This window comes from Pseudoflavitalea rhizosphaerae (assembly GCF_003991355.1).
Taxonomy (GTDB): domain Bacteria; phylum Bacteroidota; class Bacteroidia; order Chitinophagales; family Chitinophagaceae; genus Pseudobacter; species Pseudobacter rhizosphaerae.
The window spans coordinates 319,082-344,224 of record NZ_RCSU01000001.1 but is presented as its reverse complement, the minus strand read 5'-3'; the positions used below and the strand labels follow the sequence as shown (position 1 = coordinate 344,224).

General features: G+C 49.5%; 15 protein-coding genes. 7 read left to right on the top strand and 8 right to left on the bottom strand.

The genetic code is table 11. From position 1 onward, the window contains the following. Positions 1-127 precede the first annotated feature (127 nt). The gene (locus tag D9Y29_RS01300; RefSeq protein WP_127124627.1) at positions 128-1,336 is read left to right on the top strand and encodes a bifunctional 3,4-dihydroxy-2-butanone-4-phosphate synthase/GTP cyclohydrolase II; all 1,209 of its coding nucleotides are present in this window, start codon (positions 128-130) and stop codon (positions 1,334-1,336) included. Positions 1,337-1,685: 349 nt separating this feature from the next. On the opposite strand, the gene D9Y29_RS01295 is transcribed toward D9Y29_RS01300, so the two are convergent. Beyond that, on the bottom strand, positions 1,686-6,497 hold the full coding sequence (locus D9Y29_RS01295) for a translocation/assembly module TamB domain-containing protein (protein ID WP_127124626.1): 4,812 nt from the start codon (positions 6,495-6,497) through the stop codon (positions 1,686-1,688). A 173-nt stretch (positions 6,498-6,670) separates the two neighbouring features. Between D9Y29_RS01295 and D9Y29_RS01290 the strand changes: the two genes are divergently transcribed. Next, positions 6,671-7,714 (top strand): isoaspartyl peptidase/L-asparaginase family protein, encoded by a 1,044-nt coding sequence (locus D9Y29_RS01290; RefSeq protein WP_127124625.1) that lies wholly within the window; start codon positions 6,671-6,673, stop codon positions 7,712-7,714. A gap of 167 nt (positions 7,715-7,881) precedes the next feature. Here D9Y29_RS01290 and D9Y29_RS01285 read toward each other — a convergent pair whose 3' ends face one another. Both D9Y29_RS01285 and ggt read right to left on the bottom strand, forming a co-directional pair. Beyond that, positions 7,882-8,433, bottom strand: a complete 552-nt coding sequence (locus D9Y29_RS01285) for a DUF1572 family protein (RefSeq protein ID WP_127124624.1) — start codon at positions 8,431-8,433, stop codon at positions 7,882-7,884. Between the two features lie 126 nt (positions 8,434-8,559). Further along, positions 8,560-10,272: a gamma-glutamyltransferase gene (ggt, locus tag D9Y29_RS01280; RefSeq protein WP_127124623.1), complete on the bottom strand. Its 1,713-nt coding sequence runs from the start codon at positions 10,270-10,272 to the stop codon at positions 8,560-8,562. A gap of 255 nt (positions 10,273-10,527) precedes the next feature. Here ggt and D9Y29_RS01275 point away from each other — a divergent pair, with 255 nt between their 5' ends. From D9Y29_RS01275 to D9Y29_RS01265, 5 genes are read left to right on the top strand one after another with little or no spacing between them, the layout of a single operon-like run. Further along, positions 10,528-13,059 carry a M14 metallopeptidase family protein gene (locus D9Y29_RS01275; protein WP_127124622.1) on the top strand — a complete coding sequence of 844 codons (2,532 nt, stop codon included), beginning with the start codon at positions 10,528-10,530 and terminating at the stop codon, positions 13,057-13,059. Between the two features lie 56 nt (positions 13,060-13,115). Beyond that, a complete protein-coding gene (locus D9Y29_RS01270) occupies positions 13,116-15,668 on the top strand; it encodes a PIG-L family deacetylase (protein WP_127124621.1) in 2,553 nt (850 codons plus the stop codon). Beyond that, on the top strand, positions 15,665-15,829 hold the full coding sequence (locus tag D9Y29_RS26465; protein ID WP_164735196.1) for a hypothetical protein: 165 nt from the start codon (positions 15,665-15,667) through the stop codon (positions 15,827-15,829). The genes D9Y29_RS01270 and D9Y29_RS26465 overlap by 4 nt, the downstream gene beginning before the upstream one ends. A gap of 12 nt (positions 15,830-15,841) precedes the next feature. Then, positions 15,842-15,979 (top strand): hypothetical protein, encoded by a 138-nt coding sequence (locus D9Y29_RS26460; protein ID WP_164735195.1) that lies wholly within the window; start codon positions 15,842-15,844, stop codon positions 15,977-15,979. After that, positions 15,976-17,712 carry a sodium:solute symporter family protein gene (locus D9Y29_RS01265; RefSeq protein ID WP_127124620.1) on the top strand — a complete coding sequence of 579 codons (1,737 nt, stop codon included), beginning with the start codon at positions 15,976-15,978 and terminating at the stop codon, positions 17,710-17,712. Before D9Y29_RS26460 ends, D9Y29_RS01265 begins: the two co-directional genes overlap by 4 nt. A gap of 288 nt (positions 17,713-18,000) precedes the next feature. Here the strand turns inward: D9Y29_RS01265 and D9Y29_RS01260 are convergent, their stop codons facing one another. The 5 genes from D9Y29_RS01260 to D9Y29_RS01240 form a co-directional block, all read right to left on the bottom strand. Further along, on the bottom strand, positions 18,001-18,840 hold the full coding sequence (locus D9Y29_RS01260; protein ID WP_127124619.1) for a DUF2911 domain-containing protein: 840 nt from the start codon (positions 18,838-18,840) through the stop codon (positions 18,001-18,003). 92 nt (positions 18,841-18,932) lie between these two features. Then, positions 18,933-20,426, bottom strand: a complete 1,494-nt coding sequence (locus D9Y29_RS01255) for a carboxypeptidase-like regulatory domain-containing protein (protein ID WP_127124618.1) — start codon at positions 20,424-20,426, stop codon at positions 18,933-18,935. Positions 20,427-20,442: 16 nt separating this feature from the next. Beyond that, positions 20,443-21,033 (bottom strand): RNA polymerase sigma factor, encoded by a 591-nt coding sequence (locus tag D9Y29_RS01250; RefSeq protein ID WP_127124617.1) that lies wholly within the window; start codon positions 21,031-21,033, stop codon positions 20,443-20,445. A 198-nt stretch (positions 21,034-21,231) separates the two neighbouring features. Next, complete coding sequence (locus D9Y29_RS01245; RefSeq protein WP_127124616.1) at positions 21,232-21,960, bottom strand: DUF7003 family protein; 729 nt, start codon at positions 21,958-21,960, stop codon at positions 21,232-21,234. Positions 21,961-22,010: 50 nt separating this feature from the next. Then, a complete protein-coding gene (locus tag D9Y29_RS01240) occupies positions 22,011-25,127 on the bottom strand; it encodes an efflux RND transporter permease subunit (protein ID WP_127124615.1) in 3,117 nt (1,038 codons plus the stop codon). Positions 25,128-25,143 lie beyond the last annotated feature (16 nt).

Sequence of the window (25,143 nt, the reverse complement as noted above, 5' to 3'; positions counted from 1 at the left end):
ACAAAGGATGCCTGTTCTCTGCTGCTTCTTTATCTTTCTTCAGGGTACAGATTGCTGTAAATCATGTCCGGACCGAACCTTCTTCAGAGTAGGGTGTTTTATTAGTAACTTTGCAAAAATTTGAGGTATGCTTGATTCCATAGAAAGTGCCATTGAAGACATAAAGAATGGTAAACTTGTGGTAGTGGTGGACGATGAGGACCGTGAGAATGAAGGCGATTTTATCACTGCTGCTCATAATATCACCCCCGAACTCATCAATTTCATGGCCACCCATGGCCGTGGACTGATCTGCGCCCCCCTGGATGAAGACCGCTGTAATGAACTGGAACTTGACCTGATGGTCAACAACAATACTGCCTTACACGAAACAGCTTTCACCGTGTCTGTTGACCTGCTTGGCGATGGCTGCACAACCGGCATCTCGGCGCATGACAGGGCCAAGACCTTCCAGGCGCTGGTGAACCCCAATACAAAACCTTCAGCCCTGGCGCGTCCAGGACATATCTTCCCGCTCCGCTCCAAAAAGGGCGGCGTACTCAGAAGGGCAGGACATACAGAAGCCACCACCGATCTAACCCGTCTCGCCGGATTTCCGCCTCCCTATGGTGGCGCGCTGGTAGAGATCATGAACGAAGATGGCTCCATGGCCCGTCTCCCGGAACTGAAGGAGATTGCCAAAAAATTTGATCTCAAACTCATCTCCATAAAAGACCTGATCGAGTACCGCCTCAAAACGGATTCGCTCATCGAGGAAGTGGTGCGTGTTGATATGCCAACCAAATACGGACATTTCAAACTGGTAGCCTTCCGCGATAAGAGTACCAATGCCGAACATCTCGCTCTCATTAAAGGAACCTGGGAAAAGGACGAACCCATTCTTGTAAGAGTGCACTCAAGCTGCTTTACAGGCGATATCCTCGGTTCTTTCCGCTGCGATTGCGGCGATCAGCTCCATGCAGCCATGTCCATGGTAGAGAAGGAAGGCAAAGGAGCGATCCTGTACATGAACCAGGAAGGAAGAGGCATCGGCCTTATGAACAAACTGAAAGCTTACAAGCTCCAGGAAAATGGAATGGATACCGTGGAAGCGAACCTGCACCTAGGTTTCCCGATGGACAAAAGAGATTATGGTATCGGTGCACAGATGATGCGTTCTCTGGGCATCACCAAGCTTCGTCTCATGAGCAATAACCCCAAGAAACGCGCGGGGTTGCTCGGTTATGGATTGGAGATAGTAGAGTCTGTTCCCATAGAGATCGAACCGAATGTGCATAATGAAAAATACCTGCAAACGAAAAGAGATAAATTAGGACATGAGATCCTGAAAGGATAAGTAGAATGGTTTTGAGATGAGAAAGGGGGGTGAGATGGAGGGAGTTGCTGAGATGGCAGGGTGTTACTGAGATGGAGGGTGTTACTGAGATAGGTAGGGAGTTGCTGAGATGGCAGGGAGTTACTGAGATGGGTAGGGAGTTACTGAGATGGCAGGGAGTTGCTGAGATGGCAGGGAGTTACTGTCGCTCGCCTCTGGCGAGTGACCAATATTTGTTCGCCTCCGGCGAACACCGCGTCGCCAGAGGCGACTAAATACAAGTCACTCGCCAGAGGCGAGCGACTGGCCACACGCTGACTATTTGGCCACACGCTGACTAATTGGGCACACACTAACTATTCCGGGCACACTAATTTCTTTTTGCAGCGTCAGCGCTGTCAACTTTTTTAGGAGCCGGGGGCGCAGCAGCCTTCGGCTTTCTTTTTCTTTCTCCACGGAACAGCTCTCCGAAATTATCGAAGTCACGGCGATAACTGATACTGGCTCCCGAGCGGTTCTGCCTGGCGCCCACGCCGGTGCCGGTGAGGTAATTATAGGAATCGCGGTAGAAGAAGGTGAGCACCAGTTTGCCATCGGGGCGGATCTTCCATTCCGCTGTGATATCGGGGAGGAACTGGAGGTTCTTGGTGGCCTGCACCTGTTCTGTACTCAGTCCGAAATCCAGCGCCGATCCAAAAGTGAAAGTGAGTCTTTCATTCAGGAAGCTTTTGCCGATATTGAGGTTGAGGTTACTGCGATCGTAATTGATCCGGTTTCGGTCTGTATTGTCAACCAGGTTATAACCGCTATAAAGTTGAGCGTTGAAGTTCACTTTGATGCTCTTGTCGTTGAAGATCTTCTGGAAGATATTGGAGCTCCACTTACTGAGTGCGCCGGATACCATACCTGAGATGCTGCCGATCACCACGCCTTCAAAGGCGATATTGCCTAAGCCGCTCTGGCTGCCGGTTTGCAATGGACCGAAGCTATTGAACACAATAAGGAAGGCTACCTGTTTGTTCAGTTCGTTCTCGTCATTCTGGATACGTTGCAGGATGGCGAGGGCATCGGGATCATTCTTCAGGGCGCTTCCCTGCGGCAGCTCGATGGCGAATTTGATCACGGGACGCATGAGCTTTTCCGTGAGACTGGCCACTACCACCACTTCGCCACGGTATTTACGAACGGCATTGTTCACGCCGCCGGAAGTACCGGCCTGGATGGAGAACTGATCGAGGCCCAGATCACTGAAGCGCACGTTCTCTGCGTGGTACTCGGCATCCACCTTGATGTCCGCATCGTAGGGATCGCCTTTCCACTGGATATAATTGCCCACACCTTCGCGGAGGGTAAATGGTTTGCGGAGGAAGCTCTGGAAACTGAAATTGTAATTACCCCTGTCGATATCGTAACGGCCGATGATGGTGAAATCGCCATCGGTGCCGGCTTTGATTTTCAGGTTACCATGACCGTTAGCCTTGATGATATCGCCGGTAAGCTCATCCAGGATAACGTACATATCGGCGTAGTTATTGGCGCTGATATCCAGGTTCACGGTGAGGTTACTCTCCTGGAATTGTTTCGGGGGCGTCATTTCCCGGCCATACACTTTCCAGACGATGAAGTCCGCCTGCCCGCTTTCGCGCGATGGCCCTGAACGGATATAGAGTTTGGAGCTGTCTGCCGGCTCGCCCCTGATATCCATCCTCATATCGGCCAGTGGTCCTTTGAGCGACATATTCGCTTTGGCGAACACGGTGCCGAAATAAGCATCCTTGCCGGTCCCGTTGGTGGCCAGCACCAGGAGCTTATTGGTGTTCATCGCAAAATCGAATTCGAGATCATCGAAACCTTTATGTTTCAGGATTCCTTTCGATACGGAACCTGAATTGCCGAATTCATCTTTGATTGGGAAGGCGCCGAAATCAATGAAGCCGTCCCTGAAATCGAAACTGGCTGCAGGGATCTTGTACAATACATTGGTATAGTTCACGCGCAGTTGCGCATCTTTGAGCGCTACCTGGCCTGTATAATTGAGCTCATCGGTGGGTCCTGATACGCGTAGGCCGCCGGTAGCGTAACCGTCCAGGTCGCTGAACACGCCGGAGAGGTATTGCTGCAGCAGCTTGATGCGCATATGGGTGAACTCGCCATTGATATCGAGCGGGAGTCTTGTATTGGTGCTGTCTTTGATAGTATAAGCGCCGGTAAGATTGAAATTGTAATTTTCATTATTACTGATGGCACCGAAGTTCACGATGCCGGACCGCATGCTGTAATTGCCGCTGAGGGTTATATTGCCGATGCTGTCGTCATCCAGCCTGAACTGTTCCGCTTCACCACTGAGGTCCACCTGCATTTTCCGGAATGGGTCCATGATATCGATATTGGCGTTCAGTAAACCTTCCAGCCTGTTCTTCTTCACTACATAGGGAGCGAAGTCGCCAATATTGATCTTTTTCAGCGATACCCTCACATCATTTGTATTGCCGATATCGGAAGGGTGGGTGGTAACAAGAATTTCCTGGTCGCCGCTATAGATGCGAACGCCATCAGCAGACACGAGATCATCGCTGAACACCATTTCTCCATCTTTTTCAATCAGCCAGTTCTTGCCATTCACATCAAAATTGGATTGGTCGAATGTGATACGTACCCCGCGGGGCATGGTCTGCACTTTGGCGGCAATGCTGGCGGCATTGATGGTTTGACTGGCGCTGGTTTTTACGGTAACGCGACTAAGATCATTCGCAGAACCTATTTTGATACTGGTGCCGGGGAAATGCAGGCTGTCGTTGATATATACATCGGCAATGGTGCTTTCCAGCGAGAGGCTGTCGCGGTTCCCGATACCTTTCAAACTCACGTTGTAAACTGTCAGGTTCTTGTAATTGAACTGTGGCACTTCCGCGTTCAGGTCCAGCATATTCTCCTTGCTGTTGATGCGTCCGGCTACTGTACTGAAGTTGAAGCCGCCGAGGTTCTTATCAACAAAGTCTAAATAGTCCTCCACTTTTTTGGTGGTGATCACAAAGCTGAAGTTCTCGTTCTTCAGGGTGGTGGCTGGTTTGATATAGCTGGGGAAATATTTGTTGAGGAAGGAGCGGAAGGCGGAAGGCAGTTCCATGATGGAGAAATCGCCTACCAGTGCAGCATCGAACTCATTGCTGAGTACGGTGATCACTTTGTTGTTGCCCATCACTTTCGATTCAACATATAATGAATCGAATGAGATACGGCGGCTGTTCTTGAACACGGAAGCGTCGTAGATGCGTGCTGTTCCTAAGAAGTTATCGATATTATTACCGGTGAAATCGAAATCGAATTTGCCATAACCTTCAATGCTGTCTTTCGCCAGTTTCAGGTTCTTCAGGTTCATTTTACTGATATCTGCATTGAAATTGAATTCGGGTAGTTGCTGGCTGAAGTCGACCAGTCCATTGAGTTTGGCGACGAGGTTGGAATCGTTCACCATCAGTTCTCCGTTGAAGAGGCGTTTGGCCACAGTGCCTTTCACTTCGATATTCCGGTAGTCGTAACCGTTAGCTTCAAGCGATTGTATCTTTCCATCCAGTTTGGCGTTGAGGTTACCGGTGCGGAGCCCCTGTCCGTTCACGCTTCCCTGGAAGGAGATCCTGCCGAGCTGCGGCACATCCAGGAACCTGCCGAGGTCGAAGCCGGTAGTTTTGATATTGCCGCTATAGCTGGTATGGCCAACATCAGGGAATTTCATGTTCACGTCAGTGATCAATGCGCCGAGATTGGTCTCGATGGTGCCATAGGTAACGAAGTCCTTCACGAAACCGGTGAAGTTGCCGCGGAAATGCAGGTACTCTACATGGTCCAGCCGTGGTTGCGTGATATTCTTCAGTTGCGGAATAATGGTGATCGCATCCTTATAGGTGGTCCGGAAATCGGTGGCTTCAAAATCGATGAAAGTCTTGTCGATATCAGGTAAGCCGCGAAGGCTGATATTCCCGTTCAAATAGGCGTTCTGTCCTGATTCGATAGTGATCTTCCTGGCAGAGAGATTGTCTATCGATCCTCTGACCTTCCCATTGATCCTTACTTTCTTTTTCCATTCTTTCATTTCCGGGGCAAAGAAGGCGATATCGTCGCTGTCGAGATAGGCTTCGTCAAAGTTGCCTTCCATACGCACCTTCGTGATGAAGTCGCTCATATCATCGAAAGTATTGTAGCGCATGGCGAAGAAATGATGGAGATGGCTGCGGTTGGTGCGGAGATCGAGGTTATGGAATTCCATGGCCTCAGGATGCCATTTAAGATTGGCGTTGAGGTTCTTAACCACCAGTCCGCTGCGTTCGATGGTGCTGAGTTTGATCTTTCCGGTAATGGAATCCTGTTTGAAGCGCACATCCCGGAAATCTCCCTGTATATCACTGAACTGGATATGCGCACCATCGAAATAATCATAGGGCTTCCGGCTGTTTTGCACATCGGATTTGAAAGTGCCGTCCTTCAACCTGAGATTGGCGATGCGGATGTCCCAGTTGCCGGCATTCCAGCGGAGATGATCGGGGTCATTGGTATAGGTGGTGTCCACTCTTTTGGGACGAAGGGAATCCGGCCTGTTGCCATCATAGTTGAGGATGGCAAAAAGCGGTTTATCAATCACGATAGTATTGATAAAAAGTTGTTTGTCGGCGAGGCTCACATGTTGGGCGTCGATATCGAGCGAACCGATACGGAGGAGCTGGTCTTCTCCTCTCCATGCATCTTTTTGGTGCAGGGTCACATTGTTGAGATCGATGGTCTTGAGATCGAGATTGATAGATCCTTTTCCGGAGGAGGTTTCTTTGGGGCCGGCGAAATGATCGATAATGAACCGGTAATTCCAGATGGAATCTGTTCTGTTGAGATGGATCACTGCATCGTGCAGGCCCAGGTATTTGAGTTCTGTCTTGTCTTTAAAGAAGAACCAGTCCGTAATATTCACCCTGAGGGCCCCGGCATAGAGCAGTGTATCTTCCAGCCTGTCTTTGATGAGCGTACCTTCCAGGCTCATCTTGTTGAAGAGGGCAAAGTCCACATGCCTGATGGAAACAGTGGTCTGCAGGTCCTTGCTCAGGCGATGGGTTACCTGCTTGACCAGCCAGTTCTGGACCGGTGTGGTTTGCAGCGCAAGCCATACCAGCACGATCAGTGCGATCAGGACCAGCAAAATGGTCCGGCATATTTTCCAAAACTTTCTCAGGTTCTGAGTATTGGGTGCAAAATTAGGCGATCAGGGTTCATGAGCAAATTCGGTACCACTAATAATACAAATTACCTGCTTACAGATGCCATCTCCAGCCAAAAAACATACATTGCAGTACCAGCCTAAACAACAATCGTATGAAAAAATGGATACCTTTTTTTATGGTGATGCTTTTTAACAGCGCTTTGGCACAAAACGATACTGCTCATACTCCGGTGAAACCGGTACTGGTGATCCATGGAGGAGCCGGCACCATTCTCAAAAAGAATATGACGCCTGAAAAGGAACGCGCCTATATGGATGGCTTGAAAGCCGCACTGGATAAAGGTTATAGCATCCTCAAAAATGGAGGCTCTTCACTGGAGGCCGTGGAAGCGGCTGTTCTTGTGATGGAAGACAATCCCTTGTTCAATGCAGGAAAGGGTGCCGTATTCACCAATGCAGGAAAGAATGAAATGGATGCGGCCATCATGAACGGTCAAAACCTGGCTGCCGGCGCCGTAGCTGGCGTTACCACCATCCGCAATCCCATCAGCGCCGCCCGCGCCGTAATGGAAAAGAGCGCCCATGTGATGATGACGGGTAAAGGAGCGGAACAATTCGCGAAAATGCAGGGACTTCAAATAGTGGACCCCTCTTATTTCCATACCAAAGAAAGATGGGATGGACTGCAGCGCGTGAAAAAGCAGGACTCCACCAAAACGGAACTGGACCATGGCAGCAAACCCAAAGCCAGTCTGAAACAACCGGAGAATAAGGATTCAAAATATGGTACAGTCGGAGCTGTAGCCCTGGATGTTCATGGCAACCTGGCCGCCGCCACCAGCACCGGAGGCATGACCAATAAACGTTATGGCCGGGTAGGGGATGCACCAATTATCGGTGCAGGCACATATGCGAACAATGCCACCTGCGCTATCAGTTGTACAGGATGGGGCGAATTCTTCATCAGGCTGGTAATGGCAAAGACAGTAAGTGATATGATGGAATTCGGCAACTGGAGCCTTACCCAGGCTGCCTCCGAAATGATCTCAAAAAGATTGCCTGCCCTGGGCGGCGATGGAGGTCTCATAGCCGTTGACAAAGCAGGCAATTTTACCATGCCATTCAATACGGAAGGGATGTATAGAGGTTCGGTTGACCGTGATGGTAATGTAACGATTAAGATCTATAAAGAATGATCAGCGTGTGCCCGCAGCCCACCCGGGGCTGACTAAAAAGTGCGGAGAGCTGGCAGTCGCTCGCCTCTGGCGAGTGACTTCTATTTGTTCGCCTCCGGCGAACACCGCGTCGCCGGAGGCGACGGAATACAAGTCACTCGCCAGAGGCGAGCGACTGCCAGCAGTCTTTAGAATTGCTTCGCAGGGTCTTTGATGCCAGGTGCGTTGTTATAGTTTTCAGACTGTCCTTTCTCAATTGACAAACTCCTCCATTCCTCTTTCTTTATCTGCTTTCCCAAATAAACTATCTGGCCCACATGACTGGGGTAATGCGCCATCTGCCTGATAATGGCATCGGTAACTGTCAATGGTTCTTTACGTATATACACATCCGTGAGGAGGTCGGTTTCTTTGAGGCTTTGCAGGGTATTGAACAAACAGTTCCATCCATCTTCCCACATTTTCAATAACTGTTCTTTCGAATAGTTCTGGTCTTCGAATTCCTCATCGCGCTTGCGCCAGGATTTTTCCCCGTCTTCCGTGAGGAGGTTGGTCCAGCGGCTGAGCATATTGCCGGCCATATGTTGTATGATGATGGCGATATTATTGCTGCCGGGATCGGGCCGGTAGTGGAAATCTGCGTCGGATAATTGTTCAAAAGTTTTATCGGCCAGTTGTTTTTGTGCTTTGAAGCGCCTGATACTTGTCTGGATCAATTCATTTCCCAAAGTCTTGCTCATAGTTCAACAATTTGAAAATTAGGATTATTGTTGTGAAGCCTCCCGCTCGCCGGAGGCGAGCAAATATAAGTCACTCGCCGGGAGGCGAGCGACTGGCAGCTCTCCGAAATCTTTGTTAAAAGGAGCTTAGAAACCGGCAGCATGATCATCGCCACGATGATCACCCACAGCTTCGATCGCACCATCAGCCTGGATGCGGATCACTTCTGTTCTTCCGATCTGGCCACGCTCGCGGATCTTGTAGCCCATCTTCTGCAATTCCTCACGCACTGCAATGGGGAAGTTGCGCTCCACGAAAACTTCATCGGGCAGCCACTGGTGATGGAACTTGGGTTTGTTCACGGCATCGTTCACACTCATATCGAATTCAAGCAGGTTGATCAGGGTTTGAAAAACGGAAGTGGTGATGGTGGTGCCGCCGGGTGTGCCGGCAATGATATAAGGTTTCTGATCTTTCAATACGATCGTTGGCGTCATGGAGCTCAGCATGCGTTTACCGGGCAGGATGGCATTGGCAGCTGCACCAACGGCCCCGTACATATTGGGTACGCCGGGCTTTACGCTGAAATCATCCATTTCATTGTTGAGTAAGAATCCAGCGCTGCCAACAACGGTCTTGCTGCCATAGCTTCCATTGAGCGTAGTGGTAACGGCTACTGCGTTGCCTTCCTTATCATATACACTGAGGTGGGTGGTCTCTTCGCTTTCAGGGATCTGTCCGGCCTGGATGGCAGTGCTGGTGCCGGCTTTGGCGGGATCATAATCCTTCATGCGCTGCTTTGCATAGGCGTCGCTGGTGAGTGTTTGAATGGGCACTTTGTAGAAGTCCGCATCTCCCAGGAATTTGGCGCGGTCTGCATAGGCGCGGCGCTCGATCTCGGTCATGAGTTGAACGGAAGCGGCTGTCTGGAAGCCCATCGCTTTTACATTCCTGTCTTCTATCATTTTCATCATCTGTGGCAATAAGATGCCACCGCTGGAAGGTAAAGGCATGGTGAGAATAGTGTATCCTTTATAAGGAAAGCTCACGATCTCTCTTTCTTTCGCTTCGTAATTTTTTAGATCATCATAGCTGATGATGCCTTTGCCGCGTTGCATCTCTTCTACTATCAGCTTTGCTGTTTCTCCTTCATAAAAACCTTTCTGTCCGTTATCGCGGATGCGTTTAAGCGTATTGGCGAGATCGGTTTGTATGAGGGTGTCCCCGGCTTTCCAGGGTTGGTCTTTCACAAATGCAGGAGAAATGGTATTGAGTTTGACGAAGGATTCCTTTGAATGATTGAGCCCGCGTGCTTCCCCTTCGGTGATCACAAATCCTTTTTCAGCCAGATCGATGGCGGGTTGTATCAGGTCTTTGAAAGGTAGTTTACCGTATTTGGAGGATGTGAACAGACCGGCCACGGTGCCGGGAACGCCGGCGGCCAGATGGCCATCCTGGCTGAGATGGGTATTGGCATTGCCATTGGCATCGAGGTACATGTCGCGGTGCGCAGCGCCAGGCGCTTTCTCCCTATAATCGATTGCCAGTGTTTTTCCACCCGCGAGATAGCCTACCAGGAAACCGCCTCCTCCGATATTGCCGGCGCCGGGATACACTACTGCCAGCGCCAGTTGAGTGGCAATAGCTGCATCGATGGCATTGCCTCCCTTGCGCAAAATGGATACGCCCACTTCACTCGCCAGCGGATGCGCACTCACTACTGCGCCATTACGGCATTGGATATTTTTTTGTACAGAATACTGATAAGCATTGATTCCTGCGTTACTGAGTTTGCGGTTACCCGTACAGGCAGACAGCAAAAATACCAGGGTCAGGAGGGATAAAAATGGAGTTCTCATGTTATGGTCTGGTTTGAATATATATAAACACTTATACATATTGTTTTCCGCACTAAAATTATTAAAAGAAAACAATCAAATGCATAGGGGTTCATGGTAATTTCATATTCTTTTATTACTTTCAATATACACAAGTAATTCCTGGTTAGACACCAAGAACTACATACACATGAGAAAAAGAATATCCCCGCCATGAGCGGGGATGTTCTTTTTTAGGAAGTTATTTCTATTTTCACAGATCATACTCTTTTCTATATGAAGAAGATCTACATTACCTGGCTGTTGATGCTGACAAGCTTCATACTAACTGCACAGGTCAAATCCCCTGAACAGTTCCTGGGTTACGCAACAGGAAGCCGTTATACTCCTCATTTCAATGTAGTGAATTATTGTAAATACCTGGCCTCAGCCGCGCCGGATATGGTGAAAGTGGAACAATATGGCCTTACCAATGAAGGAAGACCTCTCTTATTGGTATTTGTGGCATCGCGCGAGAACAGCGCCAGGCTGGAACAGGTCCGCGCCAACAATCTCCGCCTGGCAGGGAATTCCGGAGATAAAACAGCTCCTGAAGAAAATGCTCCCGTGATCGTCTGGCTCAGCTATAATGTGCATGGTAATGAAACCTCTTCTTCGGAAGCGGCCATGCTCACCCTTTATGAACTGGTGAACCCCGCCAATAACAGAACAAAAGACTTTCTCAAAAATACCGTTGTGGTGGTTGATCCCTGTGTGAACCCGGATGGCCGTGACCGTTATGTGAACTGGTTCAACAGCGTAGTGGGCAAACAGGCCAATCCTGTTCCCTTCACCCGCGAACATATCGAGCCCTGGCCGGGCGGAAGACCCAATCATTATTATTTTGACCTGAACCGCGACTGGGCCTGGCAAACACAGGTGGAATCCCGTCAGCGCATGGCTGTTTACAACAAATGGCTGCCGCAGGTGCATGTGGATTTTCATGAACAGGGTTTCAATGAACCCTATTATTTTGCGCCCGCTGCCGAGCCCTTCCATGAAGTGATCACTCCCTGGCAGCGCGAGTTCCAGATCCTGATCGGCCGCAACAATGCGCGCTACTTCGATCAGAACGGCTGGCTCTTCTTCACCAAAGAACGTTTCGATCTTTTCTATCCCAGCTACGGTGATACCTATCCCATCTATAAAGGCGCTATCGGCATGACCTACGAACAGGGCGGCCATAGCCGCGGAGGCGCTGCAGTGATCAATGAAGACGGCGATACGCTTACATTGTGGGACAGGCTCCACCATCATTACACAACCGGTATGAGTACCATCGAAGCCAGTTCAGACCACGCATCAAGACTGGTGCAGGAATTCAAAAAGTACTACGACAACGCCCGCAGCAATCCTCCCGGCCAATTCAAGGCCTGGCTATTGAAAGCTGATGAAAGTGATCGCCTGAAACGGCTCAGGGAATTGCTGGAAAGGAATAATATCGAATACTCCTTTGTTTCCGGCGGTTCCTTCACCGGACTGAATTATTTCTCCAATAAAAATGAAACAACAAAAGCGGAGAGCGGCGATGTGATCATCAACGTAAACCAGAGCAATGCCAATCTGATCAAGGTATTGTTCGAACGCACATCCAAATTGACCGACTCTGCTACTTATGATATCACAGCATGGAGCCTTCCCTTTGTATATGGCATCAATACCTATGGACTGAATGCCTATGTTACTAACGGATCGCAGACCCCACCGGTTGCCAGGGCAGCCAAGCCGCTCAATACGCCAGCAGTGGCTTACGCCATTAAATGGACAGGTATAAGCAGTGTTCGCTTCCTGTCTGAACTGTTGAAACAAAAAGTGAAAGTGCGCTATGCCGAACAACCTTTCGTTGCGGCAGGAGAGCAGTTTGAAAAAGGAACGCTGATCGTTACCCGCACCAGCAACAATATCCACGATGCGAAACTGACGGAGATAATCAATGAAGCCTCGCGCAAGGCTGGTCAGATCTATTATCCCATCGGTTCCGGTTTTGTTGAGAAAGGATTCGATCTCGGCTCAGACCGCGTTAGGATGCTGAAGGCGCCGCGGGTGGTATTACTCGCCGGTGATGGCATCTCCTCCCTGGGCATGGGAGAGATCTGGCATTACTTCGACGAAGTGATCGGATACCCCCTCAACGTGGTTTGGATCAATAACCTCAATAAAGAAGTATTGAAAGAAACTGATGTCCTCATCCTGCCTGATGGCGGTTACAACAGTTTCGGTAAATCCACGCATGAAATGCTGAAAGAATGGGTGAGCGGTGGCGGCAGACTTGTTGCGCTGGAAAGCGCTGTAGCTGCACTGGCGAAAAATGAATGGGGCATCAAAATGAAAGACGGAGAAAAGAAGGATGACGAGAAGAAAGATGAAAAGAAAGAGGATTACGCTTTGCTCCGCAAATACGAGAACCGCGAGCGCGATTATCTTCCCAATTTCAATCCCGGTTCCATCTTCAAAGTGGAAATGGATAATTCACACCCGCTCGCCTTTGGGTACGACTCCACTTATTTTACCCTCAAACAGGATGATAATATTTATGATTTCTTTAAGGAAGGCATGGGCTGGAATGTTGGCGTTATAAAAAAGAGTGCGCAGGTATCCGGCTTCGTTGGCTTCAAACTCAGGGACAGGCTGAAAGACGGCTTATTGTTCGGTGTACAGGACCAGGGTGGCGGCGCAGTGATCTACCTGGCGGATAACCCCGTTTTCCGCAGTTTTTGGGAGAATGGAAAGCTCCTGCTTGCCAATGCTGTATTTATGGTAGGGCAATAAGCTCATCGCCTTTATCTTTGGCCCCGGAATTTGCTTCCTAAAAAATCATTTACTGAATGAGAGAATGTAGACCCCTCCAGCTGCTCCTTTGCTTGATTTTTTGTTCGCAGGCATTCAATGCCGCTGCTCAAACACCTGCTTCTTACTCTGCTGCCGACCTTCAGCAGCAATTCAAAAAACTGAATGTGCTGGGCTCCGTATTGTATATTGCTGCCCACCCGGATGATGAGAATACAAGATTGCTGGCATATCTCGCCAGGGAAAGATTGTACCGTACCGGTTACCTTAGCCTCACTCGCGGCGATGGCGGACAAAACCTCATCGGCGATGAGCAGGGCATCGAGCTCGGCCTGATCCGCACACAGGAACTGCTGGCCGCCAGAAGAGTGGATGGCGCAGAGCAGTTTTTCAGCCGCGCTTACGATTTCGGTTTCAGCAAAAGCACCGAAGAAGCCCTCAGCATGTGGAATAAAGAAAAAGTACTGGCCGATGCCGTTTGGGTGATCCGCAAATTCCAGCCAGATGTGATCATCACCCGATTCCCGCCGGATAGCAGGGCTGGTCATGGCCATCACTCCGCATCAGCTGTGATTGCACAGGAAGCTTTCAAAGCTGCCGCCGATCCAAAAAGATTCCCTGAACAGTTTACATTCGGCGTAAAGCCCTGGCAGGCCAAACGCATATTCTGGAATACCTTCAATTTCGGAGGCAACAATACTACCAGTAATGATCAACTGAAACTGGATGTAGGGGGATACAATCCTGCCCTGGGCAAAAGCTATGGAGAGATCTCCGCTCAAAGCCGCAGCCAGCACAAGAGCCAGGGATTTGGCGTGCCGGCTGCAAGAGGCGCCAGCACAGAATTCTTCTCCTTCACGGCAGGAGATCCTGCAAAGGAGGATCTCATGGATGGAGTGAGCACCAACTGGAACAGGCTCCTGGTAAATGCCAGTGAAAAAGACAAGAGCCTGATCTCATCCATCAATGATTTCTTCAACGAAGCTGCACAAGGGGCCTGGCCCGTAGAGCATCCGGAAAAAATGATCAAACCATTGTCTGGTTTGTACCAGCAAATTTCAGGACTTACAGACAGCTACTGGAAAACACAAAAGCTGCAGGAAGTGCAGGACCTGATGGCGCGTTGCGCCGGGCTCTGGCTGGAAGCAACTGCCAATACAGAGTTTGCAGTACAGGGGGATAGCATCAGGCTCAATTTGGTTGCCAACAACAGGCTGGGTGAAAAGATCACGCTCAACAGTATAAAAGTGGATATGCTGGATGAAGCCGTGAACAAGGAACTGGCGCCCAATCAGAACTTCACTTTCAACAGACCGCTCTATGTTTTCGCCAATAAACCCGTATCACAACCTTACTGGCTGGAAAAGAAAATGACCACCGGCTCTTTTGTAGTGAACGATCAGAACCTGATCGGCAGACCGGAAAGCCTGCCTGCCTACACCGTCACCTTCAATGTGACCATCGAAGGACTGAACTTAGCTTATGCAAGACCGGTGCAATACAAATTCACCGATCCCGTGAAAGGCGAGCTCTATCGTCCGCTTATCATCGTACCACCGGCCACCGTTACCACGGGTCCGGATATCATCGTATTCAGACAACAGCAGAAACAAAATGCGGAGCTTACCGTAAAAGTAACCGCCAATAAGGATTTCAGTAACTACAAAGCCACCATCACCAACCGGATCAAGAACATCAGCGAATCCCAAAAAGATTCCGCCTTCAATATTGGCAAGGGGCTCAGCAAAAATTATGGCTTCACTATCGGTAATGCCCATATGAAAGATATCGTGCAGGATAATGCACAGGTATTTGTTGATCTTAAAAATGGAAAAGCGGAACAGCCCGCCTGGCTGCACCTGGTAAGCATCAACTATGATCATATTCCCCCAATCCATTATTATTACCAGGACAATGCGAAGATCCTCAACCTCGATCTCAAAACCGCCGGTAAGAAGATAGGGTATATCGATGGCGCAGGTGATAAAGTAGCTTACGCACTGGAACAAATGGGTTACGAGGTAAGCATCCTGAAAGAAAAAGACATCTTCCCCGCCAATCTTACGCAGTTCGATGCCATCATCACCGGTGTACGCGCTTACAATGTGCACAGCTTCCTCAAAACAAAATATGATGTACTGATGGAGTATGTGAAAAACGGCGGCAACCTCATCGTACAGTACAATACCAATAACAATATCAGTTCAGTGAAAGGTGGCATAGGGCCTTATCCTTTTGCCATTACACGCGGACGTGTAACCGATGAAACGGCGAAAGTGAATTTCCTGCTGCCCAATCATCCTGTATTGAATTATCCCAATAAGATCACTGATAAGGATTTTGAAGGATGGGTCCAGGAGCGTGGCATTTATTTCGCGGACCAGATCGATCCTGCTTTCCAAAGCCCGCTCTCGATGGCTGATCCCAATGAGGCAGACCAGAAAGGAAGCCTGATCATTGCGGACCACGGTAAAGGGAAATTCGTGTATACGGGACTGGTATTCTTCCGGGAATTACCCGCAGGTGTGCCCGGCGCTTACCGCCTGTTGGCCAATATCATCGCATTGAATAAATCGAACCATAAAAAATGAGTACTTCCGCATCGGGAACTGATAAGACAAGGATCTACTTCATCATCGCCATGATCATCGGATTGATCATCGGCAAGCTGATCAAAAAAGTGGGAGTGGGATTGATGATCGGGATCGTGCTCGGTTTGATATTCATGATGGCTTTTTCAAGAAAACGATAATCATACAAACAGATGCAAATACAACAAGATGATCAGGCTAAAGAGATTGTGCCTTTATTCCGTAAATGGAGTTACTGGTACCTGCTGGTGATAGGGTTCCTGGGCCTTCTGATCCTGTTGTTCTATTTCTTTACCAAACATTTCGCATGAATTTTTCGGGGCTCGACTGGACGGTGTTGGTAACAACACTGGTCTGCATTATCCTTTATGGCGTTTACAAAGGCCGCAGCTCAAAGAAAAACCTGGAAGGGTATTTCCTGAGCGACCGGCAGATGCCCTGGTGGGTAGTGCTGCTGAGCATCATGGGCACCCAGGCCAGCGCCGTTACTTTTCTTACAGCACCCGGACAGGCTTATTCAGACGGGATGCGATTTGTACAATATTATTTCGGTCTGCCCATCGCCATGGTGATTGTGGCTGTCGCCTTTGTACCTGTATTCAGGAGATTGAAAATATTTACCGCCTACGAATTCCTGGAGCAACGTTTCGATATCAAAACAAGACTGCTGACAAGCTTTCTCTTCATGTTATCCCGCGGGCTTTCAACAGGCATCAGTATCCTGGCGCCTTCACTGGTGTTGCATAGCATGCTGGGCTGGGATATCACCATCACCAACCTCGTGATGGGCGGCGTACTGATGATCTATACGGCCAGCGGCGGCGCCAAAGCCGTCGGTTATACCCAGCAGTTACAGTTCGTGATCATTTACATCGCCATGTTCCTTGCCGCCTGGTGGGCCATCAAAATGCTGCCCGAAGGTGTTGGCCTCACCGATGCCCTGCATATCGGCGGCAAATCCGGCAAACTGAATGTGATCACCACAGGCGTTACGGAAGAAGGGAACTTCGACTGGAAAGACCGTTTCAACATCTGGAGCGGTATCATTGGCGGTCTGTTCCTCGCATTGAGTTATTTCGGAACAGACCAGAGCCAGGTAGGGCGTTATCTTACCGCGCGTACAGAAGGAGAGAGTAAACTCGGTCTGCTGATGAATGGTTTGGTGAAAGTGCCCCTGCAATTCTTCATCCTGCTGATTGGTGTATTGGTTTTCTCTTTTTATCAATTCTATAAAGCGCCTGCGTTTTTTAACCTGTCGCTGGAAGAAAAAGTAAAGCAAACCGAATATGCAGCTGAATACAACAGCGCCGTGGCAAAGTATGATGTGTTGCAGGAAGAAAAGAAACAGACCACCATCGAGCTTACCAAAGCATTGCGTAACGATGATGAGCAAAGGATCGATGCGCTGCGCGATAAAATACAAGTGCAGGACAAAGCTACGCATCAGTTCCGCAAAGAAATTGAAGGACTGGTGAAGAAAGCCGTACCCGGCGCAGACAGCAACGATACCAATTATGTATTCGTCCGCTTTGTGGGCGACTTCTTCCCGGATGGACTGGTAGGACTGATCATCGCTATCATTTTCCTGGCAGCCTGGGGCAGTGTGGCGGCGGCCTTGAATTCACTGGCCTCCTGTACCATGGTGGATTTTCACAAACGTTTATCCAAAAAAGAACTCAGTCCTGAAAAGGAATATAAATGGAGCCGTTACTATACTTTGCTCTGGGGCATTTTCTGCATTATCGTGGCGCAGTTTGCGTACAATCTGGGTAATAGTTTGATTGAAGCGGTGAATATCCTGGGTTCCTGGTTCTATGGGGCTATCCTGGGTATTTTCCTGGTGGCATTTTACCTCAAACATGTGAAAGGCCATGCCGTGTTCATTGCGGCCTTGTTAACGGAAGTGATTGTGATCAGCATTTACAATATGGACATGTTCTCCTGGCTCTGGCTGAATGTGATCGGCGCAGGGTTGGTGGTGGTGCTAAGCCTGATATTGCAGGCAATGATACCGGTATTCAAAAGGAGAAAAGTAGCAGGATAGTAGAGAGATAGTAGTGAAAACATGGGTTTTTAAACGGGGAGAGTACTGAGATAGTACTGAGACGGTACTGAGATGGTAGGGGCTGACTAAAAAGGTCAGAGAGCTGGCAGTCGCTCGCCTCCCGGCGAGTGACTTGTATTTGTTCGCCTTCGGCGAACACCGCGTCGCCAGAGGCGACTGAATAAACCTCACTCGCCGGAGGCGAGCGAGTGGGGCTCCCCAAAAATCAAAGAGGCCGGCCTACAGGCCAGCCTCTGATCATTTTCTTGCATCAGTTCAGACTGAAACTTATTTCAAAGTCTTCAACAGTTTCTCGTTCAAAGCAACATAGTCAGGGTTCTTTGCTTCCTGAGCCAGTTTCAGTGATTCGTTGGCAGAAGCGATGGCTTCCTGTTTCATTCCCAGTTTAGCTTCAGCATTGGCTCTCTGATGCCATACCCAGAAGAATTTTGGGTTGAGCTCAGTAGCTTTCTTCAGCCACTCATGTGCTTGTTTCAGATCTTTTCCAGTTTCCATGTAGTACATGGCTGCATTGAAGTAGGGTGGTTTCTCGGACTTCATGGCAGTTTCGATCTGCGCCATTACTTTTCCATCGATATCTGTTTTGATGGGAAGGGCAACAGCAGTTTGTTCCCAGATCAACCAGAGATTGCACTCTGTGCCTTTCATGTCGTCGAATTGCATGAAGAAGGTCTCGATCTTCTCTTTCATGGCATGAGGTTTCACTTTCACGCGCACTACGTCCTGGTCTTCCTTGTAAGCAGAAGGAGAAGTCACATCCAGTTGTTTGGTGAGGATGAGTGTCCACTCGCTTTTGCCGGGAATGCTCAGCAGACCATATTTACCGGCAGGAATATTCTTTCCGCCGATGATCACATCGTCGCTGAAATTGAGGGTAGTTGCTGAATTTGCACCGGTACGCCATACTTTGTCGAAAGGAACCAGATCTCCGAAGATCTTGCGGCCTTTTGCGCTGGGGCGGGAGTATGACAGTTCAATGTTACCCAGACCGAAATCCTGTTTAATGGTTTGAGCAGGAGATGGGGCGGGAACTTTCAAGCCCTGGGCCTGGATGGCACCACAAAACAATGTGATACTGCAGGCGATGGCAATTGCTGTTTTGATCATTGCAAACAAGTTTAATGCCGCAAAGATAGCCGGTTCAGCAGGAATCCGGAAATAGCCGGAGCATTTTGAAGGACTTAAATATGCCCTTCATCCTAAAAATGTACGATTACGGTAGCGGTTGATTTGCGGCCGCGTTTGATCTTCCAGGCAGGGCCTTCCCTGATGAGACGGATTGCCTCTGCATTTGCTTCGGTTGTAGAGCCGCTGGTGACGGTAAAATCGGATAATTCGCCCTTGCGGTTCACCACAAAGGAAACCACCACATCTTTCACAGCTCTCGCAGAATCCCTGCCCAGCCGGTTGTTCTCACGGAGATAATTCTCGAAGCTGACCCATCCATTGACGGGCTCTGCATTCTGCAGCAGGATATCTGTTTCTTTTATTTTCTTATTGCTGCTGGTCTTGCTCCTGTATTTTCCGTAACCTGTTACTATCACTTCGTTCAATAACTGCTCTACTGGCTCCAATTGCAGGTTATTGGTGGCTAAAGGTGACTGGCTCAGCTTGAACTGTTGAGAGTTGAACCCTGCGGCGGCAACGGATACATTCAGCGATGTTGTATCAATGTTGCGTACAGGAATATTGAAATAGCCTTCCCTGTCCGTGAAATAGGTCATATTCATGGATGGATTCTGGAAGGTATTCACGTTGGCATTGGCAATGGGCCTTTGTGCATTATCGGTTACACGTCCCCGTATAACATTATTGAGGCGCTTGTTCTCAGCTGCATTGGTTTGTGCAATCAATCCCGGCGTATAACCCTGCAATGCGCCTACGATCTCTGTTTTCACTGGTCTGCCTACGGTATCGGAGAAATTGAATTGCTGCGGATTGTTTTCAGATTTAAGTACGATATCTTTCTTCCCGAAACCATCAGGCACAACTGTGGCAGGAACATTCGTATCCAGCGGGACCTGTTTCGCATTTGCCCTGGGCTGGATGGCTAATGCATTGTATTGCGCTCTTCTACTGGCTTCGCTTTCGGCAATGTTTTGCCTTCTTTGAAAGTCCAGGGCCTCATTGCGGGCCCGGTCAGCCTGAGCTCTTGCATCCGCTGCTGATGGTTTTGTTTTTTCTGCAACTGATTTGTCGTTGGTGCTGAAAGTGGAAGGTAAGCCTTCGTTATCATTATCAGTCAGGGTTAAGGTTGCTGGCGCGGGTAAAGTATCGGCAGGCGGAACAATAGCGGGTTGCATTTTTTCCTGGTGCTGTACAGCAGCTATTTCTTTACTTGTCACTGCTCCGCTATCAGGACTTATATAACTATTCCAGAGGAAAACTCCTGCTGCTATCACAACAACCGCGGCGGCCGTTATTTTCCACCAGGCCATACGTCTCACCTTACCGGAAGCGGGCCGGACCTTTTCAGCAATGGCGGTCCTCAGCTCCTGGAGGTCCTGGTTTACCGGCGCTTCGCCATGCGATTGCATGGCCTGTTCCATTCCTTCGATGGCATCTGCCAGGAAGGGATCGTCCAGCGCTGCTTTTTCCATGGCATGCATTTCGGATGCAGACATGTTGCCGCTCAGATATCTTTGGATATCCGCTGCTGTGTAATGGTTGATATGTTGTGATTGATCATTCATGGTGGTGAATGCTCAGTTAAATTTCTTTTGTTTCGATAGCTGCCTGTTTTTCCATACAGATCTTCAGGTTCCTCCTTCCGTTCTGGATATAACTTCTTACCTTATTCCATTCGATACCAGTTTCAGACGCTATTTCTTTATAACATTTGTTCTGTAAATAGAATAATTCCACTGTTGTTTTCTGCTCATCGGGCAAAGTTTGCAAACAATGTTCCATTCTCGTCAGGTTCTCTTCCTTCTGCATCATGCCATTCAGATGCGTTTCTGTTTCCGATTGCATAATCTCGGCATTGAATTCGGTGGTGCGGAAATTGCGCGGAGAGCGGAGTTGCATAAGGCAGTGGTTCTTAGCCAGGGTATGCAGCCAACTTTTAACATTTTCTACCTGGTGCTGCCTCAGTTTTTTGGTGAGTTCCTCAAAGAGTTGCATCACGGCATCTTTGGCGCTTTCGGGGTCTTTGAGATATTTCAGGCATACACCATACAACAGGTCCATATACCGCTGGAACAGAGCGCCCAACACTTGCATGTCGCCCGTTTCACGATAACTGTCGGCCAGGTCCTTGTCTGTCCGTTCAGGGTGTTGTATATTTTTGAGGAAGCTCACGAAGGTTAAAATTAGCAAAAGATCGGTTAAGCAAAGAATTTCGGGTAGTGCCGGCTGACTAAAAAGGGCGGAGAGCCGGCAGTCGCTCGCCTCCGGCGAGTGACTTGTATTTGTTCGCCTCCGGCGAACACCGCGTCGCCGGAGGCGACTAAACAAAAGTCACTCGCCAGAGGCGAGCGACTGCCAGCTCTCCGAAACCTATAATGTTCCGCCCTCCGGCCAGTTGCTCCAGTGTGTATTGGGTGTTTGAGTGGGTTTGAATATTTTTTTGTCGCCGGTTTCCAGCGCATCGGCCAGCATGATGAAGGTCTCGTTCTTTCCGGGCTTCTCTTCATTGGCGAGATCGGGATGGTGCCAGTCGTCCAGCCGGATGAAAAGTGGCAGCCCTGCAGGAATGCGTTGTTTGATATCTTCTTCGGTGGCGAGGAACTGGTTCCGGTGCCCGGGGAGGAGCCCCCGCATCATTTCCCAGATCATGATCTTTCCGGGATCTTCCAGGTGGATGCCTTTGGCCTCATAAAATGCCGGATCATGGGAAAGCGTAACGCTGTTCCCGCGGACCAGGATGGTATTGATGGAAGGATCGAGATAGCTTTCCGTTTCCCGGTCGAAGGTATTGCCCTCGGGGCTGTCGGCAGTCAGGCTCAGGAAATTGGCATTGTCCAGCCCTGGCTTATGTTTCAGGTCGTTGCCGAAAATATAAAGACAGTTCTCGATACCATTGTGGCCACCGCCCCGGTAGTTGAAGCCGACCACTTCAATGACGATCCTCCAGTGGCTATCATTACGATATGCAGAGAGCCTGGCCGTAACCGGATAGAGATAGCCATTGTCGAGCATCGGAAAAGAGAACTGTCTGGCGGCACTGTCCAGTTGTTCCAGGATCTCTTTAGCTGTAAATGCTTCTTTGTGCTTTTTAGGCGCCATAACCGGGAGATTTCTTACACAATGTAACGATAAGCGATTGTTCTCCCGCGTTATGTTTCGGATTTTATTGTTCTTTTATAGACCCAGTAAACTACTACAGGAAACACGAATAGCTTGAAAATAGTATCGGTAACCAGCCCGCCGATCACCACGCGGGCCAGTGGCCTGGCGGTTTCCGACCCAATGCCGGTGCTGATGGCTGCAGGTAGAAGGCCGATTGCTGCCATCAGTGCCGTCATCAAAACCGGTCTGATCCTGGATTCCACACCGTTCCTGATAGCCAGCACCAATCCCTGATCCGTAGCCACTTTCATGCTCCGCATATTGTTTTTGAAAGTGCTCAGCAGGATCACCCCGTTCTGGATACAGATGCCGAAAAGGGCAATGAAACCGATGCCGGCCGAAATACTGAAATTGATATCCGTCACCAGCATGGAGAAGATGCCGCCCACAATGGCAAACAACACTGTATGCAGCACCAGTACTGAATCCCTGATATTCCCGAACAAAATGAAAAGGATGAAAAAGATGATCAGCAAACTGATGGGCACCACGGTGGTGAGCCTTTGCGTGGCGCGTTGCTGGTTCTCGAAATCGCCTGACCATTGCAGCGAATAACCATCGGGGATAGTAATTCCCTCCGCCACTTTCTGTTGCGCTTCCGCGATGGTGCTTCCCATATCGCGGCCACGGACGGAGAATTTGATGGCGCCATAACGGGTATGGTCATCCCTGTAAATGATGCTGGGACCGGTGATGCGTTTGATGTCCGCGATCTCCTTGATGGGGATCCTTGCGCCGCGGATCGAAGGCACCAGCAGGTTACCGATCTCCTGCTCGTGCTGGCGGAAATCTTCGGGGTAACGGATGCGGAGATCGAAGATCTTTTCTCCCTCATAGATGCTGGTGGCGGCCTTACCGCCAATGGCCATCTCGATCACGGCATTGGCATTGTCTGTGGTGATGCCATAGAGCGCCATCTTCTGCTGGTTGAGATTGATCTGCAATTCAGGCTGGCCAAGGTTCCGGAGGATCGCCAGGTCTTCAATGCCATTCACCGTTTTCAGCAAATTGAAAATCGAATCCTCTGTTTGTTCGATCACCCCATAATCATTGCCATACATTTTCACTACCAGCGATCCTTTCACTCCGGAAACGGCTTCCTCCACATTGTCCATGATGGGCTGGGAGAAGTTGAGACTGATACCGGGGATCACTTCCAGTTTTTCATTCATCGCATGTATGAGTTGCCCGCGGTTCAGTTTCGATTTCCATTCTTTCTCAGGATAAATATCGATATGGCATTCCACGTTGTAGAAACCGGTGGCGTCAGTACCATCGTTCGGCCGGCCGGTCTGGGACATCACCTGTTTTACTTCCGGGAAGCCGAGGAAGATCTTGCGCATTTCATTTGCCACGCGAACGGACTGGTCAAGTGATGCAGAGAGCGGGCCCGTGGCGCGCACATAAATGGAGCCTTCATTCAGCTGTGGCAGGAATTCCGTGCCCACAAAACGGAAACTGAAAAAGCCGCCGGTCAGTACAATGATGGCGATGGAAAAGCTCATCATCTTTTTACCAAAAGAAAGCCGGAACAAACGCATCACATTCCGCTGCACCCAGTTGAGGAAGAAATTGTTTTTCTCTTTTACATTTTTCCTGAGTAGAACACTGGACAAAACGGGCACCAGTGTAAAAGTGAGGATCAGGGCGCCGAGCAATGCAAAGCCCAGTGTCCAGGCGAGGGGAGAGAACATCTTGCCTTCCACTTTCTCGAAAGTGAAAATGGGCAATAAACCTGCAATGATGATGAGCTTGGCAAAGAAGATGCTCTTGCCGCTTTCCATACAGGCTTTTTGGATCAGGCCGAGTTTGCTTTGTGCATTGAAGCGTTGCATGCCCACTGCATGTGCGCGTTTATCCAGCATCACGAAGATCCCTTCAACTATCACCACGGCGCCATCGATGATGATCCCGAAATCAACTGCTCCCATGCTCAGGAGGTTGGCCGACATCCCCTTCAGTTTCAGACACACGAAAGCAAAGAGCAGTGATAACGGGATAACTACAGAAACGATCAACGTGGTGCGCCAGTCGGCCATAAAAATGAACACCACTACAGTTACCAGGATGATGCCTTCCATCATGTTGTGCAGCACAGTGCCGGTGGCAAAGTCCACCAGGTTCTGCCTGTTGTAGAAGGGTTTGATCTGTACATCAGCCGGCAATACCTTGTTATTGAGATGTTCTATTTTTTCCTGCAGGGCGGCAATCACTTCTGTAGCGTTTTCGCCTTTTCGCATCACAACAATTCCCTGCACCACATCGGGGTCTCGGTTACGGCCCACCTGTCCGAGCCTCGGCAGCGCAGCAATGCTCACATCGGCAATATGGCTCACCAGTACAGGTGTACCGTTGATATTGTCCACAATGATATTCCTGATCTCGTCCACATCGTTGAGGATGCCGATACCGCGCACCACGTAAGCCTGACCGTTTTCCACGATGATATCCCCGCCCACATTGATATTGCTCCTGCTCACGGCTTCATACAGCTCCAGCGGCGTGATGCCGTATTGCGCAGCCTTGCCGGGGTCCACGGTGATCTCGTATGTTTTCACTTCGCCACCGAAACTAACGATATCGGCTACCCCGGGAACGGCCAGGATATTCTTCTCGATGGTCCAGTCCTGGATGGTTTTCAGGTCTCGGACGGAACGAGTATTGCTTTCGAGGGTGTAGCGGTAGATCTCCCCGGTAGGGCCATAGGGCGGCTGTATATCGGGTTCGATACCTTCCGGTAGTTTCGCTTTCCCGATGTTGTTGTTCACCTGTACGCGCGCGAAAGCATCGTCCACCTTATCCTCGAAGATGATCTTCACTACAGATAGTCCGAACAGGGAAGAAGACCTGATGGCGGTTTTCTTCTGCGCGGTATTCATGGAGATCTCGATGGGCCTCGTCACAAATCTTTCCACTTCCTCGGCACTGCGGCCGGGCCATTGGGTGATGATGGTAACGCTGGTATTGGTCACATCCGGAAAAGCTTCAATACCGATGCTCCTGAAGCTGAGGTAGCCTGCAATGGCCAGCAGTCCTGTGGCGAAGAAGATGAAGAATTTATTCCTGAGAGAGAAACTGACAACTCTCCTGATCAATTTATTCATGGAACGGCATTAAGGG

What these genes read in the sequence shown, in the direction of transcription:
- D9Y29_RS01300 (WP_127124627.1), top strand. Translation starts at nt 128, where the DNA reads ATGCTTGATTCCATAGAAAGTGCCATTGAAGACATAAAGAATGGTAAA.
- D9Y29_RS01290 (WP_127124625.1), top strand. Translation starts at nt 6,671, where the DNA reads ATGAAAAAATGGATACCTTTTTTTATGGTGATGCTTTTTAACAGCGCT.
- D9Y29_RS01285 (WP_127124624.1), bottom strand. Translation starts at nt 8,433, where the DNA reads ATGAGCAAGACTTTGGGAAATGAATTGATCCAGACAAGTATCAGGCGC.
- ggt (WP_127124623.1), bottom strand. Translation starts at nt 10,272, where the DNA reads ATGAGAACTCCATTTTTATCCCTCCTGACCCTGGTATTTTTGCTGTCT.
- D9Y29_RS01275 (WP_127124622.1), top strand. Translation starts at nt 10,528, where the DNA reads ATGAAGAAGATCTACATTACCTGGCTGTTGATGCTGACAAGCTTCATA.
- D9Y29_RS01270 (WP_127124621.1), top strand. Translation starts at nt 13,116, where the DNA reads ATGAGAGAATGTAGACCCCTCCAGCTGCTCCTTTGCTTGATTTTTTGT.
- D9Y29_RS26465 (WP_164735196.1), top strand. Translation starts at nt 15,665, where the DNA reads ATGAGTACTTCCGCATCGGGAACTGATAAGACAAGGATCTACTTCATC.
- D9Y29_RS26460 (WP_164735195.1), top strand. Translation starts at nt 15,842, where the DNA reads ATGCAAATACAACAAGATGATCAGGCTAAAGAGATTGTGCCTTTATTC.
- D9Y29_RS01265 (WP_127124620.1), top strand. Translation starts at nt 15,976, where the DNA reads ATGAATTTTTCGGGGCTCGACTGGACGGTGTTGGTAACAACACTGGTC.
- D9Y29_RS01260 (WP_127124619.1), bottom strand. Translation starts at nt 18,840, where the DNA reads ATGATCAAAACAGCAATTGCCATCGCCTGCAGTATCACATTGTTTTGT.
- D9Y29_RS01255 (WP_127124618.1), bottom strand. Translation starts at nt 20,426, where the DNA reads ATGAATGATCAATCACAACATATCAACCATTACACAGCAGCGGATATC.
- D9Y29_RS01245 (WP_127124616.1), bottom strand. Translation starts at nt 21,960, where the DNA reads ATGGCGCCTAAAAAGCACAAAGAAGCATTTACAGCTAAAGAGATCCTG.
- D9Y29_RS01240 (WP_127124615.1), bottom strand. Translation starts at nt 25,127, where the DNA reads ATGAATAAATTGATCAGGAGAGTTGTCAGTTTCTCTCTCAGGAATAAA.